Here is a 19,078-nt window from a genome sequence, read left to right as displayed (position 1 = left end):
GTGCCCTTTGCCCCTACTGTATTTCATAGAATTGAAAACTACACTACGATAAAAGTCGAAAAATACACAAATTTACCAATATATTTAAGTTTTCCAGGACAGAGGCTAGTGGTGAGGTGCGCGGTGCGCACCCTACTAATTTGATTCACAACTGCAAAATTAGCTCCAATTGCCCAAAAACAGCACGACAAGCCCCGATTCAATCTTCATCCGGTTCATCCTCAATCCACACCGGCGCCGAACTCAAAATGCCGCGCAGCCCCCGTATTGGTTTGCTGACTTTGATGCCGTAGCGAGTAATCTCGAGTTCTCGCAAAGTTCTCTCGAAATTGCTGACTCGTTTTTTAATTACTCCGATCGCCTTGCGGATTTCTGTCCTATTATGCAGTTGGCGTTCCAGATAACGTATAAACAGAAGATTATCCGCCAAATAGCTAATCCCGATCTCGGTCAGCCGAAAATCTCCGCTAAGGGCTTCTACCTCATTAATCAAGATAACGGTGACTCCCATATTCTTGAGATACTTGCACAAAGCGTGCAAATTGTTCACCAAATCTTGCCCCTGCATCGAAAGCTGATAGCCAGAAATACTGTCAAGCATCACAATCCGCGTCTTTTCCTGTTCCACCTCCTGGCGAACCATACAGGCAAACTGATCCGGCGAGTACAGCAAAGGTTCCACAGGTATCACCGAAAGACTTCCTTGCCCAATCATCGCCCCAACCGGGATGTTAACTGATTCGCAGCGCTGCAGCAGAGTAGAAGTTGACTCCTCAAAAATGTAAACTACCGATCGCTCCCCCCTTCCTGCGGCTTCCTTCATAAACTGAATCCCCACCGTCGTTTTACCCACGCCGCTAGGCCCGCTAATCACCGTCACAGTCCCCCGTTCCAGTCCCCCGTGCAGTAGTTCGTCGATTTCTGGAACCCCAGCAGAAATCGCTTCAGCAACAAAATCCTGTTGAAAGTTGTCCGGAAGCAGTCGCGGAAATACCTCCATACCAGCCTGAGTCAGGCGCAGCGAATGGTGGCCGCTGCGGAAATTGGAGCCTCGCAGCTTGGTGACAGACAGGGTGCGTCCTTCAGGGCGCAGTTCTAAATAAATTACTCCGTCGCTGATGAATTGCAAATCGTCATCTGGAGCACTTGAAGTGCCTTCGGAGGTGAACACCACCGTCGCCCCCCCTTCCACCAAAAACCGCAGAAAAGACAGAACTTGCTTGCGAAACTGAAACTCATCCGCAGCTAAGTAGCGAAATTGAGTGATCGCGTCCAAAAACACCCGTTGCGGCTTGACAGCTTCGACTCGCTCGATAATCTTTTGTGTAGTCGGTTCTCGCTCCACCTCGGAGGGGGAGAAAATGTCATAAGTCTGAACTTCTGTAAAAAATTCTGAGGATGGGCTCAAATCGAGGAACGCCATCGCTTCCATATCAAAACCGAGACTTGCGGCATTGGCGCGCAATTGCGCTTCCGGTTCTCCTAAAGTAATAAACAGGGGCGTTTCTCCCAGAGCCACACCTGCTGCCAAAAAGTGAAAGCCCAGTGTAGTCTTGCCAGTACCCGGGCCGCCGCGCACCAGATAAGAGCGTTGAGGAATCAGGCCGCCGCCAATCACTTCGTTGAGACCGGTAATTCCCAGAGAAAGTCGGTTTTGAGACATTTGTTTTTTCATGTTTTGAATATCGGGCCCGTATTAATATTTAATAGTTTTAGGCAGTGTTTTGATGATTTTTTTTACCGGGCGTCTGATAACCTTCATGAAATCTTTTTCTACCGAAAATTACGTTAGCACACAAGAATTAGAAAGTATTGTCGGCAATGCTGGAATCAGTCTGCCGCAGTACACAGAGGTATTTTGGCAAGAACGGATAGAAAAAGCAGTTGCCCCGGGCACGAAAATAGATTGTACCGTTTACCCGAATACTCAGGAAGAACTGGCGGCTGTCATTGCTTGGGCTGGGCAAAATCGCTGTGCAGTCTTGCCTTGTGGCAGTGGCAGCAAACTTGATTGGGGCGGTTTAGTTAAGGGAGTTAATATTGCTGTCAGCACTTCGCGCCTCAATCGGCTTGTAGAACACGCTGTGGGCGATTTAACCGTGACTGCGGAAGCGGGGATGAAGTTTGCCGATTTGCAGCAAATTTTAGCCGCAGCAGGTCAATTTTTGCCGATCGATCCGGCGTATCCGCAACAGGCAACTTTGGGCGGAATTATCGCTACTGCTGATGCGGGTTCCTTGCGGCATCGCTATCGCGGGGTTCGCGATTTGCTGTTGGGAATAACCTTTGTGCGTTCGGACGGTAAAATTGCCGTAGCCGGAGGTCGAGTTGTTAAAAATGTCGCCGGTTACGACTTGATGAAACTTTTTACTGGTGCTTACGGCACCTTGGGCGTCATCAGTCAAGTAACTTTCCGAGTTTATCCGCTGCCTGAATCCTCGGGAACCGTAGTGCTGACAGGGCAAACTAATGCTTTGTCCCAAACCGCTCAAATCTTATTATCCTCTGCTTTGACACCAAGTGCGATCGATTTGCTGTCACCTGAATTAGTCGCAAAATTAGGCTTAGGAAAGGGCACGGGATTAATCGTCAGATTTCAAAGTATCGCAGAAAGTGTTAAACAACAATCAGCCCGCTTGCTGGAAGTTGGCGAAAAGTTGGGTTTGCAAGGCAGTAGCTGCTGCGAAAATGATGAGCATCAGTTATGGCAAAGATTGCCAGAAACAATGTGGAATTCTGGCACAAAGTCGGCAATTATTTGCAAAATAGGAATCAGACCGTCGGAAGCTGTAACGGCAATTAACGAATTGCCGGTACAGGACGCTTGGATTCATGCAGGCAGCGGTTTGGGGGTTTTGCGGTTTGAGAATGCGACGGCCCAAACGCTGTTGCAGGTACGCAGAGGGTGCGAAGCGAAAGGCGGTTTTCTGACTGTTTTAGCAGCGCCGGCCGACATCAAGCAACAGTTAGATGTTTGGGGCTATACTGGAAGTGCGATCGATTTAATGCGCCGGATTAAACAGCAGTTTGACCCGGAAAATATTTTGAGTCCCCATCGTTTTATAAGTGGTATTTAGTTTAAAGTTTATAGTCAGGACTTCAGTTTTTTTTATTCCTAGTCTGAATTATTGGTGAACCTGATTTGTTTTTTAACGAACCGCGAAGGCGCGTTAGCGCTAGCCCGCAAAGGAAGAGAAAAAAGAGAAGTTTTGGTTGGGACGTTTAGGACATTCTTAATTGCACTTGATCCATGCGGTCGATTGCTTCTGACTTCTCTCCTAGATAACTAAATTTTTTTTCTTCCTTCTTCCTTCTTCCCTCTTCCTCCTTCCTTCTTCCTCCTTCCTTCTTCCCTCTTCCTCCTTCCTTCTTCCTCCTTCCTTCTTCCCTCTTCCTTCTTCCATATATGCAAACTTCAGAAAAATCTCCCGTTCCCAGCGACGATTTAAAACCCGCCAAGGAAAGCAATTTTCTAGCACAAAATCCCCACTTACAAACCCTCGAAATCCCGGGTTTCGACCCCCACAATCCGCCCGACCCGAAATTAATCGATACTTGCGTGCACTGCGGTTTTTGCTTATCAACTTGTCCGAGTTATCGCGTACTCGGCAAAGAAATGGATTCCCCCAGAGGCCGCATTTATTTAATGGATGCAATCAACGAAGGCGACGCACCATTAAATGAAGCAACCTCGCAGCATTTCGATACTTGTTTGGGCTGTTTAGCCTGCGTTACAGCTTGTCCGTCTGGAGTTCAATACGACAAGTTAATTTCCGCAACTCGCCACCAAGTTACTAGAAATCAGGAACGCACTTTTTCCGATAATGTAATTCGCACTCTGATTTTTAATCTCTTCCCTTATCCTCACAGATTGCGGCCTTTGCTTGTACCCTTGTTTATTTATCAAAAATTAGGACTGCCAAAACTTGTCCGCAAAACAGGTTTGCTGAAAAAAGTATTTCCCCGCTTGGCCGCGATGGAATCAATTTTGCCGAAAGTTACTGTTGATTCTTTCCGGGATAATTTGCCAGAGGTAATTCCGGCACAAGGCGAAAAACGCTATCGAGTCGGCGTGATTTTAGGCTGCGTGCAGCGGCTGTTATTTTCGCCAGTTAATGAAGCTACGGTGCGAGTTTTGACGGCTAACGGTTGCGAGGTTGTAATTCCGAAAAGTCAGGGATGCTGTGCTGCTTTGCCCGAACACCAAGGGCAAGCGGAACAGGCGAAAGCCTTAGCGAGACAAATGATTGATAGCTTTGAAAATACTGGCGTTGATGTGGTGATTATCAACGCTGCTGGGTGCGGCCACACTTTGAAAGAATACGGTCACATTTTAGCAGATGACCCGGATTATCGGGAGAAAGCTGAGAAATTTGCTGCTAATGTTAAGGACGTGCAAGAGTTTTTGGCAAGTGCGGGAATTACGGCAAAACTCAATCCTTTGATTGACGGAGATTTGACAATTGTGTATCAGGATGCTTGTCATTTGTTGCACGGGCAAAAGATTAGTTTGCAGCCGCGTCAGTTGTTGCAACAAATTCCTGGGGTGAAGTTAAAAGAGCCTGTGGATGCGGCTTTGTGCTGTGGGAGTGCGGGGGTTTACAATATGCTTCAGCCGGAGGTTGCTGATGAATTGGGAGTGCAAAAGGTGGAGAATTTGCTGAATACTGGTGCGGAGTTGATTGCTTCTTCTAATCCGGGTTGTTCTTTGCAAATTAAGAAGCATTTGGAGTTGCAGGGAAAGGAAGTTACTTTGATGCACCCAATTGAGCTTTTGGATTATTCGATTCGCGGGGTTAAGTTGCTGAGGAAGTAGTTTTGTAGGGCGGGCGGTTCCGCCCTATTTTGGATGCTGAGTGAGATGTTTTTTAATGAACCGCAGAAATTCACAGGCGGGACGCCTGTTCCACACAGGGGGCAGAAGAATGAGAAAGAGGAATAGGTTATTGTATTGAGAAAATACGCGCGGCGTAGCTATCCCGCAGGGCATCGCACTTCTGACATTTCCCACAAGCTAAAATTAAATTCAACAGTCCCTAACCCCGGACAACAGTTATGGTAACTCAACTCAAGTCTCCTCAAAAACCTGATGTAATTTACCCCGACAGCGACGGCAAACCAATGTCAGACAATACCAAAAAATTTCGCTGGATACTCATCATCCAACAAAATTTAGCGTGGCTATTTGCGGATGACCCGAATGTATTTGTCGCGGGCGATTTGCTGTGGTATCCCGTCGAAGGAGATAACAAGATTCGCGTCGGCCCGGATGTGATGGTAGTCTTCGGCAGACCGAAAGGAGATAGGGGTTCTTACAAACAGTGGAAGAAGAAAATAGCGCGCCGCAAGTAGTATTTGAAATTCTTTCTGCCGATAACAAGCTAACAGAAATGAATAAAAAACAGGTATTTTACGATCGCCACGGGGTAGAGGAATATTACCTGTACGACCCGGAACGCAACGATTTCAGCGGTTGGATTCGTTCACAGGGGCGTTTGGACGTAATTGATGCGATCGAAAATTGGGTCAGTCCCCGACTGGGAATTCGCTTTGATTTGTCGGGTGAAGAGTTGCAAATTTATCGCCCTGACGGCGAACCGTTTACAAGTTATGAGGAGGTTTCTCGCAGCTTAGAACAAGCCGAACATCTTGCAGAACAAGCCGAACAGCGGGCTGCTGTCCTGGTAGAAAGACTGCGATCGATGGGGATTGACCCGGAACAATTGTAAACTAGACTGGGGAAAAGGGCGATCGGGCTACATTAAGCCGTAAGGTGCGGACTGCGCACCCTCATAATTAATATCAAACCCCGTTAATTTCACATTATATTTGTAAGGACGCGGCAAGGCCGTGTCCCTACCCGTAGGTTATTTTTCCCCCTCTTCTAACCTCAAAAAATGCACCTGTCCTGAAGCTTCCGCCGCCACAATTGTCACTCCATCCGGTGCAATAGCACAAGCTTTCAACGCACTATCTCCCCTGAAACTAGCAACTACTTTTCGACTCAACAAATCCCAAACTTTGAGAGTATTGTCATCCGAAACAGAAATCGCCCTATTTCCCACACTCGCTACAGATGTTATCGAATCGTCATGACCTACCAAAGTAAAAACTTCTTTTCTACTTGACAAATCCCAAACTTTAAGATTGTTTTCTCTCCCGCCCGAAATCGCCCATTTGCCATCGGTGGTAACTGCCACAGCATTCACAAAACTCTCATGACCTTTGAGGGTGAAAAGTAGATGTTTGACGGCTAAATTCCAGACATTTGCCAAAATATTCTTTTCTTTCCCCAAACTCCAAACTTTCAGAGTTTTGTCGCCGGAAGCCGAAATAATCCGCTTGCTGTCGGGAGTAACTGCCACAGCTTTTATCCCGTCCTCATGACCTGATAAAGTAAAAAGTTCCTCTCCTGTGTCTAAACTCCAAACTTTAATAGTTGTGTCTCCCGAACCGGAAATCGCCATCGTTCCGTCTGCCGTCACTGCCACAGAATTCACCCAGTCCGTATGACCAGTGAAAGTAAAGATTTCGTGTCCGGTTTCTAGATTCCAAACTTTCACAGTTTTGTCGCCGGAACCCGAAACTACTCGCTTGCTATCCGCTGTTATTGCGATCGCTTTTACCCAATCTTTATGACCGGGAATAGTAAAAATTTCCTGTCCGTCTTTGAGATCCCAGACTTTAATGCTGTTGTCTCCTGAACCGGAAATTACTTTAGTACCGTCCGCCGTCACTGCTACAGCATTTACCCAGTCATGGTGACCTGCAAATGATAAATTTTCTTTGCCTATTTCTAAGTGCCAAACTTTGAGAGTTTTGTCAGAGGAACCAGAAACTATCCGCTGGCCGTCGGGGGTAACAGCCACAGCATTCACTGGGGCGATGTGATTGGTAAAAGTGAAAAGTTCTTCTTTTGTTTCCAGATTCCAAACTTTGAGCGTTTTGTCGCCGGAAGCTGAAATTATTCGTTTGCCGTCGGGAGTTACTGCTACAGCTTGAACGAAGCTGGCGTGTTTTCCTAAAGTGAAAAGTTGCTTTCTTTCTGACAAACTCCAGACTTGAACAGTTCCGTCGTAACTGCCGGAAATTATTTGTTCGCCGTCGGGAGTAACTGCTACACTTTTTACCCAATCTGCATGACCCGTGAGAGTAAAAAGTTCTTTTCCCGTTTCTAGGTTCCAGACTTTTATGCTGTTGTCTCCCGACCCAGAAATCAACCGTTTGCTATCAGGAGTTACTGCTACGGACTGGACAAAACTGCTGTGACCTTTGAAGTTAAAAATTACTTCCCTGGTTGTCAAATCCCAAACTTTTATGCTGCCGTCCCAAGAACCAGAAATTACTCGCTTGCCGTCGGGAGTTACTGCTACTGCTTCTACTGCAAAAGTATCGCCTGCAAAGGTAAATATTTCTTGTCCAGTTTCTAAATCCCAAATTTTAATAGTATTGTCCCAAGAACCGGAAATTACTTTAGTGCCGTCGGGCGTGACAGCTACAGCATTGACGTAGGTAAGATGACCTTCGAGGGTTGAAAGTTCTTCGCCTGTTTCTAAGTGCCAAACTTTGAGGGTGTGGTCGGAGGACGCAGAAATTGCCCGCTTGCCGTCGGGGGTGATTGCTACAGCTTGTACCCAATCTGTATGTCCTGTGAGGGTGCGCAGCAATCTCCCGCCGGGAGGAGTAAAGCTGGGCGTTAGCGGTCGCAGCCAGGGGCTTTTTTGGTGTTTTGCTTGTGCTAGCAGTGCTTGAATTTCTGGACTTTCAAAGCGCATCAAGCGGGCAATTAGTTGGGTGGCTAGTTGGGTTTTGTCTTTGGCTAGAATGTGGGCAGACAGACGAATTGTTTCTTGGATTAATTGGAGTTGGTCGCCTTTTTGGTCTGAGGTAATTATATCGGGACTTGTTGCTAAATCGTAATCTTCTATTAGCGCCTGTACTCCGGATGCTGACAGCTTGGCTTCAATAAAATTGTAATCTGTTAGTAAGCTGTATAATTTCTCGGAGTCTGAAGTCGCTGCTAGCTGACTTGGCAAGATTCCTAAATAGTGTCTCTGTTCTGCAGGCTGCATTTTATCCAGCCCTTGTGTAAACTCGCTCATGAATTTGTGGATGTCTTTTTTAAATGTATGCGATCGCTAGCTGCACCCTGCTGGAAACCCGATCGAGAATCTTTTCTCTTGACTTAGCATGACATATTTGAATGCTATGTGCTAGGGTCTGCTGTCCTTGGTTTGGTTATGGTTCGATGAATTGCTGGTTTTTGAGTCTGAGTCTGCTTTGAGAATTTTCAAGGAGTGCGATTATAATCAATCGGTACCAATATAATTCAACTCAGCAACGCCCAATTAACCGATCGATCTACAAAAGCTGACATATATCGTTGTCTTTCTTAACATAGCCAGTCTTTGGGCGATGATTGTCGATAGATAAACAAACTCAAGCTAAAAATTGTCAGGTATCGCAATCCTATTTGATGTGGGAACAAGGCTTTTTTAAAGAAACACGATTCTGGATGCTCTAATTTTCTGTCAATGGGGCCGCATCAGCGAGGCAGATGTCGCCCTGGTTGGGTTTCCTACCTCAACCATATCTGCAATCTGCTTCGCCAAAGCTCTCAGAAAGCTTTGCAGGCGCGCCCCCTTCCTCTAAAATATAGAATAGAACTTGCACTGTTAAACCGGGTTTCTAAACAAAATCATTGGTTTGACCGCTAGGTAGGTAGGAAGAAACCGGGTTTCTGACTCCATAGCGCGCAAGTTACGATCGCAAATAAAGCAGTATTGACTTTAGAGACAAATTTCATGGATGTTATCGAGTTTTTCGAGTTAAGTGCAGGCAAATGGTTTTCTCAGCGCACCGTACACAATCTCAATTCTGGGAAATTGCAGGCAGGTAAATCCGACCTCAAAATAGAAATACTGACAGCTAGCGATGCAGCAGTCGTCAAACTTTGCCAAGCACACTCCATTAACCCGGCCTCAACTGGGCTAACCAGCGTTCGGATTACTTGGGACGGTATTTCCGATCGCGACAAAGCTAAACAAATCGGTTCTACCATACTAGCGATCGTACCAAATCCCGACAATCCCAGCGAAGGCAAAGTGTTGCAAGACAAGGGTAACAGCCGCTACGTGATGGGCGACGACGTGCTGACATTGATTACAGAATCAGACACTCTCCATGCCGAAGAAAGGGTGTGGTATCTCATGCCCAATTTGCGGCTGCGGACTAGCGTTGTTAAGCAAGCTAACGGTACCGAACAAGCCTCTTTTTGTTCGGAAATTCGGATGGGAGGAAGTGCCCAAAATGAAAAGTGACAAATAACTATCTAGTTCCCAAAGTTTACACTCTATTTCTGCTTTCTCCCTTCTTTCTTCGGCCTTCTCTGGCAATCGCTTTTAACTTGGTATGAAAATCAGTGTGTTTGACAACTGGGAATGATTTTGCCACAGGTTTGTCCGCTAATTTGTGTTCAGCTTCGGCTCGATCGGCGAGGGCGGTAACAGCCACATCTTCATATACTACAAATTCTGTATTTTCTTTTGTGCGATCGTCGGCTGCAGGCAATTTTCCTGTTTCCTCGGCATCTGTGTTCGGGATTTCTGCATGAAGCGCCACATCAAGTTGCGCCTCTGACGGCCCGCGAAAATCTAACTCTGCGGCACTAAATTCCGATTCCGGGTTCGATAAAAGTATATCTTCCTGTGGCATTTGAGCAGCACTTTCCCCGGTTAAACTTTGAGGAAAATTATTGCAGACCAAGCGTTCAAACTCGCGATTGAAATGATAGAGAGGTTGACCTATCCGATGCCACATACTCAATAGCTGTCCCACAGAAACAGCTTTGTAGCGCCCTTGATAAAGCGCTTCAACCACTGCTAAACGCAGCCAATAGCCGGGATACTTGGTCAGCCATTCACCCGCCAATTTCTCGGCTTTTTTGCCACCTAGGTCAAAACCGTAGTGAACCAGCAGAGCCGCTGCTTGTGCAGATATTGCGGTCACTTCTGTCATGGGAACTTGGGAATTGGGATTTTGAAGGAAGAGGGAAGAAGGAAGAAGGAAGAAGTTCGGCAACGAAGCAGTGTACGGAATTTAATGGATGTAACAGATAGAAGGAAAAATTACGAATTACTTATTACCAATTACCCATTACCGATTACCCAATTGAATTAATCGGATAAACGCACGCCTCCTTCTACAGTTCGCGCGTCCCCGGAAAAAGGTTGGGGAGTCCCATTCCAGTTGAAGTCGCTAATTCTAAAAGTCAGGCTGCCGACTTGACGCTCAGGATTAAAACGCAAAATAATTGCGTAGCTGCGACGGCTGTATTCTACAGTGTAATTCGTACTGATTGCTTCCCCGCTTTCTAAATTAATAGCACTTTGAAATCCGACTCGAAACCCTCCGTAAACTTGCTGGACAAGTCCAAAAGACAGGACTCTCAAATCTACTAAGCGATCGAATAAAAACGGCGAGATACCGTCGCGCCCCACCTGGGTATAAGTCACGTTAAACCCAGTGTAATCGAGGAAAGGGCGGGAGAAATGACCGAACTGCCCTTGAATGCCGACGCTGGGGGCGATCGAATTTTGTCTGTCGCCGCTGCTGTAATAAGTACCAACTCCCCGGACTCCCAAGGCCAGTTGCAAGAAAGGAACCACCGGCGTCCGCGTATACCTCAAACCCTGGGTGGGAGTGCGGGGCAGCGGTTCGCCCTCCCACAGGTTGAAGCCGCGGCTCAAGGCAAAGCTGAGTTGGGAACGGCCCAAATCGACGCGGTTGTTTTCCCGCACTGGTTCGAGCAAGTCTGCTCGATCGGTGTCAGCATTGATAAATTGATACCCGGCTTGGTAGCTGAGATTGATGCCAGTGCCTCCGAGTTGGATGACAGGGGAAGTGAGGACTGCCCCGAGGCTGCTCTGCACGGTTTGATAGCCCAGAGAACCGTTAAACAGCCGATCGCGATAACTGTATTCTGCTGCCAGAGAGTGAGTGCCGATCAACTGCCGCAGGCGCAAATTGCCCCGAAAGCTGTCTTCCGGCAAATTCGGGAAATTTTCAAAACTCAAAAATATTGCCGATCCGTCCAGGCTGGTGCGCGGGCCGAGACTAGCGCGTAACCTCGCTTTCAGCCCGTAGCTGTCGGGAGAAAACGGATTACCGCCGTTCTCTGCCACGAGCCGCTGCAGGTAAATTTGGGGCGTCAGGGTCAGCCGCACCGGCCCGTTTTGCAACACCTCCAAACCGCACTCGGCATACAAACCGCCTCTGTCCCCCCCGTCGTAACCAAAAGTCAAACACGGGCCGTTTTGCTGCCGGCTGTCAAACACTTGCCTGCGGGGATACACGGGTATTTTCACGCGGTTGTCGAACACCAAGCGGGGTTGAGTTGTGACTAATTCCTCAGCCGTGGGCGAAATCCTTCTAATCGTCGCCCTCCGGGCCCTGTATTCAAATTCCGGCGGGGAAAACGGGTCGTTAGTAATCCGAATGTTCGTTGCTACCCTCGCGCCGTCTGGCAGCAGTTCGATGCGTTCTGCTTCAAAGCGGACGCGGTTGACGGCGCCGACCACTTGGGGGGCTGCTAACTGTCCGCCGCCGCCGATAGTCACTGTAGCAGCGCCGGGGGATTTGACTCCGCGCACGGGCTGCTGGCTGGTAATTCGATCGCTCAGCGGCTGTTCGAGAATCGTCCCAGCACTAATATCTGTCGGCAGTGTGGGGGTCAATTCGCTACCTGCTGCGGGCAGGAATATTTCGCCGCTGGCTTGTTCGACTGCGCCGCTGTTGAGGCCGAGATTGAACTCCATCTGCTGGCCGCGTACTACTTGTTGGCCGCGGGTATAGGCAACATTGCCGGATGCTACCACTTGGCGGGTGACTAAGTTGACGATCGCCCGATCGGCATCAATCACCGTTTGCCGGAACCGCACGACGACATTACCAACCGCCGTGACAATTTGCTGCTTGTCGTCGAATTCTTGGCGGTCGGCCTTAACTTCGATAGTATCGGCCGGACTCACCGGAAACGGCACCGTCCGCTGAGAAGGCGCAGTGCGGACTCCCGGGGCGGCTGGTTTAGGCCGAGGCTGCGGCCGAGGCTGCGGTGCGGGCGTCGTTCCCGGAGTTGGAATGTCGAACTGCTGTTGCCCGCTGGGTGCTGGTTCCGGCGCGGGTTCTGGAACGGGAATTTCAGCAGGTTCGGGAGAGTTATCTTCTAACTGCCGGCCTTGGGCCTGATACCAACTTTCCTGCTTTCCGACAAGATTCCTCTCCTGTTGTTTCTGTGCCTCTGCGGTTCGTTTCCGATTGCGAATGGCAATGGCATTTTCTACCGAACCCAACTGGTAAGCAGTAAACGAGGAATCTTTCGGAGTTTCCGCAGTTTTGGGTTCTCTCACAGGATCCCGACGCTGAAACCCCACCACTGCGTCGCCGCGTTCCACTTCCGCTAGCGGGTCGGCGATTTCTGGAGGCTGGTCGGTGGCTGGGGTAGTGCCGAGGAGTGTGGCTGCGGGTGCTGCAGGGGCTGGTGTGGGTTCTGGCTGAACGATATCTGGGCTTGGTTCCGGTATTTCTGCGGGGTTGCTGCGGGTGTCTCCATCGCCGGCCGCCACAGTGAGGGCGACTTTTTTTGGCTTTGCGATGTAGATGATGGCAGAGGGTTCTGGCGGCGGTACCGGATAGGGCATAGTTACAACAGGTAAGTCATCCGATTTTAGATTTTAGATTTTAGATTTTATAGGGTGCAAATTATTGAAAATTTTTGCGTCTAAAAGGCAAGTGTTTAGACATTAATCTGACATCTAAAATTTGCAGTGGCTTTGGCGCGCCGGAATATGGCTGCTTTCAGAACTTGCTTCCGCCACAAGATAACCTCGCTGCTGGTGCGAGGTCAAGTTTTTTTCGACTAATTTTTGCGGGTTTGCGGGCTTGCTGAGGGGCTGCGGTGGCGTGCCCCCCAGCAAGCGGCAGAGATAACTTGTTTATTCCATGTCTCTGCGGTTGGGGTTCCGGGCTGGGTCATTGGACAAAAATCCAAAGATGAACAGGGAAACAAAAAATAAAACAACTACATTAACTACGATTTTGAGGGTTAGCACTGTGGGAGTCTCCAAAGATGGCATAATACTGAGCTGATTTGCTGCTGTTGCGGCAACTTTTTTATCATAAGCTAAAGATTAGTCAATTTTCTCTTTGCTTTTGAGGATTTTTGGCAAGTTGATTTTTGCCCAATTCCAGAGTTGCTCCGCGATGTTTTCTAGTCGCAGCATGACTCGATCGAGCCATTCGAGCACTTGTTCTAGCGGGTGCTTAATGTATCCCATTGATTCTGCTTTTGTTTCTAAGTAGTCGCCCTCGGGTGGGACGCCTGCGCTCTGATTTTTTGGTTCGGCAGCAGCGGGGGTTGCGGCGGTGTATCTGCTGGTTTGCGCGGTGATTGCTGCTGGGGATTGGCTGTTTTGTCGGGTGTTCGGGTTTGTGTTTTTTGGCACTGGGGTTTCCGGCGCGCGCCCTGGGATTGATTCTGCTGCGAGTGCAGAGCTATTTTTTTGAGTAATTGCTAAATCAGATAAATCAGATGCTGTTTGGGGTTGACTTTTTGGGCTTTTTGCCAGCAAGCTCTGTTTTAGCTGCCCTAGCAGGCGGTGAAGTGCTTCGGGGTAAGGGGAGATTGAGACTGCGGTCGATCGACCTTCTGGCAGTTCTCCTAATTCTGCAACTTTCTGATTGACTTTTAGGCTACTTTGTGATAAATGGATTTGAGCTGCTGCTTCGGGTTCGGAACTGCCCTCGATTAAATGCTGCGGTGCTGCTTCCCCGAATAAGTCTTGCCAGTTCAGCCACGGTCGATCGACCTCTGGGCTTTTTTGCGTGTTTTCTTGTTCTTGTCGCTGTTTCAAAGAATACTGAATAGCAACTGCTTTTTCCGTATTATCACTTGCTGCTGTTTCTTTGCCGAGGAGGTGGTCTACTGACGACCAAATAATTCCTTCGATGTTTCGAGCGTATTTTTCGAGGATTTCGCGGGCGGACAAATCTAAATTGGCGTCTGTGCCGGATGTATTAATTTTTACTCCGGGGGCTTCTGTGGGTGGGGCGGTTGTTTTTGCCGCTGGTGGCAGGGTTAATTCTTCGAGGTTGACGGCGGCGCGATCGAGTAATGTAACAAAGGAGAGAGGACTAGGGGGTCGATCGAACTTGCTGTTAAAATTAGTTTCTAGTTTTGGGGTATTGTAGTCGATCGAATTTGATGCCGCAATCGACTGCTGTGCGGTTTTTGATTCAATCTGCGCGCGGGCTGTTTGGACTAGGATTGAATTGCGGTCGATCGATTTTTTAACTGCGAGGATTGATTCTCCAAACTGATTTCTTTTCAAAGCAACCGGGCTGGTCTGAAGCCATGCCATCAATTCCCAAAAACGACGCATCGGCGGCAACTGCGCTTTTTTGGCCGCTGACTCCAAACCGAGATTAAATTTTAATTCTTTTTGGGTAATTTCCCGCCGTTCGGGCCCGGTGTTGGCAATTTCCCAAGTTATGCTACCTTCGAGAATTTCCTGCTGTTCGGGTGTCAAAATATCTAATATCTGATTTTCTTTTCCGACCAATACTAAAGTGCGGGCCGGGATAAAACTGGCAATTCCCTCAACTTTCGGTTGCGGTTTTAATTCAGTTTTAGCAAGCGGGTGTTCTAAGACGGAAGTGGTTTGATGCTTGGCGATTTGTCCGCTCAAATTGATTGCCGGATGTAAATCGTTAGCAGTATTTCCCTGATTAATTAACAGCGGGAAGCTGGCTAAAGTTTTCGCAGTTTGCGACGAGTTTAGCAAATTTTCGGCGAGGTGCAAAATTTCGGCGATCGAACTTTCCTCGGAAGTTTCCCCCTGATACCAATTTTGTTGCAAATCGGGGTTTTCGTCGCCGCTAAATTCTTGCAGTTCCGGTAAATCTACTTTTTGGCTTGATTCCCGCAACTGTCGGCCCAGCATTCGGGAACTTTGCACCAGCAAATAAGCTGGATAAAGCAGAATTTGGGTGGCGGTGAGAGTTGCTTCTTTAATTTGACGCCAAGTTCGATCGTAATTGTCGGCAACTTGGCGGGACTGTTTCGATATAAAATTTAATAGTCGGCTTTGGTAGGGGCCGTAGTAACCGTTGGACATAAGTTTAATTATTCAATTCTGATTTTTGATTCGCGCCGGAATTGCTGAATATTGCTGTAAAATCAAAGCGAGATCTTAATCGCAGCTTCAAACCCTCTGAAACCTTTATTTCTTCGCGTCCTTTGCGTCTTCGCGGTTCAATCCGATCTTTGATTAATACACAATTCCTATTTTAGCGAAATATGAGCGCTTCTGTGTCACCTGCTAGCAACAATATTTCTGCCGCTGTCGAGAAGTTGCGTCGCCTCAGCCAAGTGGAGGTTCAGTCTGGCTGGAGGTACTGCGATTCTGACTCGGCTGTCTCTTCGGTAAATATTTGTAACAGCCCTGTTGCCGAACTTAACGGCAAAGGACATATTGCTTGGCCGTCTGGGAAGCAAGTTTTGTATTTGGGCCAGCAATTTGTAATTCCTGACAATTTGCACGGCTATCCTGTGGTTGGTTTGCGGTTGCTGCTGGGCTTGACTTGGTGGGCAGAAGATGCTCAAATTTTTGTCAACGGCGAGTTAGTCGGACAAGGAGATTTATTTGATTTTGCCGATCGAGTTTTGTTGAGTTCGTCGGCAAATCCGGGAGATGAATTTTTAGTGATTTTGCGGTTGGTAAGTCCGGGTCACGATAGCGGTGCTTTAGTGCGATCGATTTGTTTGTACGAAGCTGCTGACTCTTGTTGTTTCGATCCGGGTTTTGTGGCTGCCGAATTAGAGATTTTGCAAAATTCGCTAACTCGAAATTTAGAAAATCTAAATTCCCAATACCTCTCCACTGAAACAATAGCAAATAGCCCCATGTTTGTCAAGGGGGAAACGCTGAAATCTGAGATTGATTTGGCGCTTGGTTTGATTGATTGGTCGGCGGTGAGCGATCGCGAAAAGTTCGATCGATCGCTGTCGGTTTTGCGGCACAATTTACTGGGATATCTGCGGGCTTTTTCTGGGGATTTAGAGGATGGAAACGCAGAGGCCGCAGAGTCCACAGAGGGAGGAAGAAAAGATGAGGTTTTTGAGGTTGGAGAAAATAGCAAAGCTACATCTATATATATAGGAGAAAGCGGCGATCGGACATCTATATATACAGGTAAAATTTATTTGGTCGGTCACGCTCATTTAGACTTAGCTTGGCTGTGGCCTGTCCCGGAAACTTGGGAAGCGGCAAAGCGAACTTTTGAGTCGGTATTGAAATTGCAATCGGAGTTTCCCGATTTGATTTTCTGTCATTCAACTCCGGCCCTTTATGCTTGGATGGAAGAACATCGGCCGGACTTATTTGCAGCGATTAAAAAACAGGTGGCGGCGGGTTGTTGGGAAGTTGTCGGCGGGATGTGGGTAGAACCGGATTTAAACTTGATTTCCGCTGAATCAATGGTGAGGCAAGTTTTTTACGGCCAGCGCTATGCAAAAGAAAAATTTGGGGAATTGATGCGGGTGGCTTGGCTACCGGATACTTTCGGTTTTGGGTGGCAATTACCTCAGATTTTGCGGCAAGGTGGAGTTGATTATTTTGTGACGCAAAAGTTGCGTTGGAACGATACAACGCAATTTCCCCACGGTGCGTTTTGGTGGGAAGGGTTGGACGGTACTAAAATTTTTAGTATGATGTCTCCTCCAATTGGTGAAGGCATAAAATCTGTGAAAATGGCAAGTTATGCTTTTGACTGGCAAGTTAAGACTGGTTTGCAAGATGCTCTTTGGTTGCCTGGGGTTGGCGACCACGGCGGCGGCCCGACTCGTGATATGTTGGAGGTGGCGAAACGCTGGAAAATGTCGCCTTTTTTCCCGAGGTTGGAGTTTGCGAAAGCGGTTGATTATTTGTCTTTGATTGAGAGTCAGTTTTTGCCAGAAGTTACGGAAAGTTTGCCCGAAAACGATGTTCCACAATCGGACAATCAGGAGAATTTGCGGGCGCGAGAATTGTCCAATTTGTCGGCAATTTCGGATGCAAATCTTCCCATCTCACAACTTAAAACTATTCCAGGCACTCTCCCCGTTTGGAAAGACGAACTGTACTTAGAATTCCACCGGGGTTGCTACACGACTCGCGCCGACCAAAAACGCCAAAACCGCCGCTGCGAAGAATTACTCTACCAAGCGGAGTTGCTGTCTTCGCTGGCCACGATTTGTACTGGTGCGGTTTATCCGAAATCAGAATTAGAATCAGCTTGGAAACAAATTTTGTTTAACCAGTTTCACGATATTTTGCCCGGTTCTGCGATCGCCCAAGTTTACGCGGATGCTAATCTAGGATGGGTCGGGGTCGATCGCACTTGTGGCGAAATCCTGCTAAAATCTTTGGATGCAATCTCGGCTCAAATTTCTCTGCCGAATCCTCCGCAGCCCGACGCTCAACCGATTTTGATTTTCAATACTCTCAATTGGTCGCGCTCTGAGGTTGTCGCCGTACCGCTTCCCGATGTGGCTGATTCAGCTTGGCAAATTTACGATTTTTCAGGACAGCCACTGGCTTCGCAGATTGTCAGGGGCGATCGACTCCAATCGCAATCTAAACTGTTATTCTGGGCAAATAATCTCCCCGCCGTTGGCTACCAGTTGTTTTGGCTGTGTCGCGAAGATGCTGAAACTGTAGATAATGCGTCCGCGAGTCCAGAAACTGAAAAAAAGACAGAGTTATCAGAACTTACATACGGTATAGCGCAAAAAAACACACCTGGTCAAGAAACGCATTTTGCAGCCGCAGAAATGGTTGTAGAAAATGAATTTATTCGGGCAACAGTAGACGGAAAAACCGGGGATTTATCCAGCATTTGGGATAAAGTGAATAACAGAGAAGTCTTGAATGCAGCAGGCGGGAATCAACTGCAAGCATTTCAAGACAGCGGTCAATATTGGGATGCTTGGAATATCGATCCAAATTATGAAAAACATCAACTACCAGCGCCGATACTGAAAGAGATTTCCTGGGTAGCGCAGGGAGAAATACGGCAGAGTTTGCGCGTAGTCCGACAAATTGGAAAATCGGAGTTTTGCCAAGATTATATAGTAGAAATAGGTTCGCCTATGCTGAAAATCAAGACTGTTGCGGATTGGCAAGAAACTCACGTTTTAGTAAAAGCAGCCTTTGGGTTAAATGTAGAAGCAGATTTTGCAACTTGCGAAATTCCCGGCGGTGCGATCGCACGCACAACTAAGCCGCAAACACCCGCCGAAAAAGCCAAATGGGAAGTGCCGATTTTGCGCTGGACTGATATCAGCAATGACGGTTTTGGAGTGAGTTTGCTCAACGATTGCAAATACGGTTGCGACCTTCAACCGAATCGAATGCGGCTGACTTTGCTTCGTGGTTCGACTTGGCCCGATGAACAAGCAGATGTAGGAGTTTCGGAATTTACTTGTGCCGTCTATCCCCATGCTGGAAATTGGCAAGAGGCGGGCACAGTTCGGCGCGGCTACGAGTTGAATTTGCCGCTGCTAGTAAAGGTGTTACCCAAGTTAGAGAAAAATGACCGCAAGACTCTGCCGGCAGTTGGCAAGTTCTTGGATTTGTCCGCCGACAATTTAGTTTTGATGGCTTTCAAACAATCGGAAGACGATTCTAATGTGTGGATTTTGCGGTGTTGCGAATCCGAGGGGAAAGAGACTGTGTTAGAATTCAAGAGTGATTTGGGATTAGAAATTGTAGAGGCAGTAGATTTGTTAGAACGACCTGCCAATTTGTCTGAAAAGTTGCCCGAAGGACGAGGATTTAAGATAGAGCCTTGGAAAATCGCGAGTTTTGCAGTTGTGCGCCAAACACAGACCTAAAGACTTTATACCGAAATCTGCAAGGATTTCTCAACCTACGTCTTTCCCTCTCATCTATTCTCTTCTCATTTCCCCTCTGCGCCCTCTGCGGTTCATGGAAAACAAATCCAGTTAGCACAGGTAAAAGCGCGAGGTTAAAATTTAATT

At 47.7% G+C, this 19,078-nt stretch carries 12 protein-coding genes and 1 pseudogene; 6 read left to right on the top strand and 7 right to left on the bottom strand.

Annotated features, from left to right (window positions below; translation table 11 throughout):
* Positions 1 to 199 precede the first annotated feature (199 nt).
* Positions 200 to 1,663, bottom strand: coding sequence for an ATPase domain-containing protein (locus QUA20_RS15090; RefSeq protein ID WP_333189613.1), 1,464 nt, complete (start codon positions 1,661 to 1,663; stop codon positions 200 to 202).
* A gap of 97 nt (positions 1,664 to 1,760) precedes the next feature.
* Here QUA20_RS15090 and QUA20_RS15085 point away from each other — a divergent pair, with 97 nt between their 5' ends.
* Positions 1,761 to 3,077, top strand: coding sequence for an FAD-binding oxidoreductase (locus QUA20_RS15085; protein WP_333189612.1), 1,317 nt, complete (start codon positions 1,761 to 1,763; stop codon positions 3,075 to 3,077).
* 201 nt (positions 3,078 to 3,278) lie between these two features.
* Here QUA20_RS15085 and QUA20_RS15080 read toward each other — a convergent pair whose 3' ends face one another.
* On the bottom strand, positions 3,279 to 3,404 hold the full coding sequence (locus QUA20_RS15080) for a hypothetical protein (RefSeq protein WP_333189611.1): 126 nt from the start codon (positions 3,402 to 3,404) through the stop codon (positions 3,279 to 3,281).
* A 2-nt stretch (positions 3,405 to 3,406) separates the two neighbouring features.
* On the opposite strand from QUA20_RS15080, the gene QUA20_RS15075 reads away from it, so the two are divergent.
* Complete coding sequence (locus QUA20_RS15075; protein WP_333189610.1) at positions 3,407 to 4,816, top strand: heterodisulfide reductase-related iron-sulfur binding cluster; 1,410 nt, start codon at positions 3,407 to 3,409, stop codon at positions 4,814 to 4,816.
* Between the two features lie 239 nt (positions 4,817 to 5,055).
* Positions 5,056 to 5,729: pseudogene (locus QUA20_RS15070) on the top strand (Uma2 family endonuclease).
* Positions 5,730 to 5,867: 138 nt separating this feature from the next.
* Here QUA20_RS15070 and QUA20_RS15065 read toward each other — a convergent pair.
* Positions 5,868 to 8,114, bottom strand: a complete 2,247-nt coding sequence (locus QUA20_RS15065; RefSeq protein WP_333189639.1) for a hypothetical protein — start codon at positions 8,112 to 8,114, stop codon at positions 5,868 to 5,870.
* A gap of 690 nt (positions 8,115 to 8,804) precedes the next feature.
* On the opposite strand from QUA20_RS15065, the gene QUA20_RS15060 reads away from it, so the two are divergent.
* Complete coding sequence (locus tag QUA20_RS15060) at positions 8,805 to 9,320, top strand: phycobiliprotein lyase (RefSeq protein ID WP_333189609.1); 516 nt, start codon at positions 8,805 to 8,807, stop codon at positions 9,318 to 9,320.
* 25 nt (positions 9,321 to 9,345) lie between these two features.
* On the opposite strand, the gene QUA20_RS15055 is transcribed toward QUA20_RS15060, so the two are convergent.
* Positions 9,346 to 10,017 carry a hypothetical protein gene (locus QUA20_RS15055; RefSeq protein ID WP_333189608.1) on the bottom strand — a complete coding sequence of 224 codons (672 nt, stop codon included), beginning with the start codon at positions 10,015 to 10,017 and terminating at the stop codon, positions 9,346 to 9,348.
* Positions 10,018 to 10,038: 21 nt separating this feature from the next.
* Here QUA20_RS15055 and QUA20_RS15050 point away from each other — a divergent pair, with 21 nt between their 5' ends.
* Complete coding sequence (locus QUA20_RS15050) at positions 10,039 to 10,179, top strand: hypothetical protein (protein WP_333189607.1); 141 nt, start codon at positions 10,039 to 10,041, stop codon at positions 10,177 to 10,179.
* On the opposite strand, the gene QUA20_RS15045 is transcribed toward QUA20_RS15050, so the two are convergent.
* From QUA20_RS15045 to QUA20_RS15035, 3 genes are all read right to left on the bottom strand, one after another.
* Positions 10,176 to 12,698 carry a DUF3769 domain-containing protein gene (locus QUA20_RS15045; RefSeq protein WP_333189606.1) on the bottom strand — a complete coding sequence of 841 codons (2,523 nt, stop codon included), beginning with the start codon at positions 12,696 to 12,698 and terminating at the stop codon, positions 10,176 to 10,178. The two genes, QUA20_RS15050 and QUA20_RS15045, sit on opposite strands and share 4 nt — an antisense overlap.
* Positions 12,699 to 12,992: 294 nt before the next feature.
* Positions 12,993 to 13,109 carry a photosystem II reaction center protein I gene (locus tag QUA20_RS15040; RefSeq protein WP_039887172.1) on the bottom strand — a complete coding sequence of 39 codons (117 nt, stop codon included), beginning with the start codon at positions 13,107 to 13,109 and terminating at the stop codon, positions 12,993 to 12,995.
* 78 nt (positions 13,110 to 13,187) lie between these two features.
* Positions 13,188 to 15,173 (bottom strand): hypothetical protein, encoded by a 1,986-nt coding sequence (locus QUA20_RS15035; RefSeq protein ID WP_333189605.1) that lies wholly within the window; start codon positions 15,171 to 15,173, stop codon positions 13,188 to 13,190.
* A 182-nt stretch (positions 15,174 to 15,355) separates the two neighbouring features.
* Between QUA20_RS15035 and QUA20_RS15030 the strand changes: the two genes are divergently transcribed.
* Entirely contained in the window at positions 15,356 to 18,931 is a 3,576-nt protein-coding gene (locus QUA20_RS15030; RefSeq protein ID WP_333189604.1) for an alpha-mannosidase, read from the top strand.
* The last annotated feature ends 147 nt before the right edge of the window (positions 18,932 to 19,078 follow it).

Source organism: Microcoleus sp. Pol7_A1 (genome assembly GCF_036701085.1).
Taxonomy (GTDB): domain Bacteria; phylum Cyanobacteriota; class Cyanobacteriia; order Cyanobacteriales; family Microcoleaceae; genus Microcoleus; species Microcoleus asticus.
This window is presented reverse-complemented; position numbering and strand designations above follow the sequence as displayed.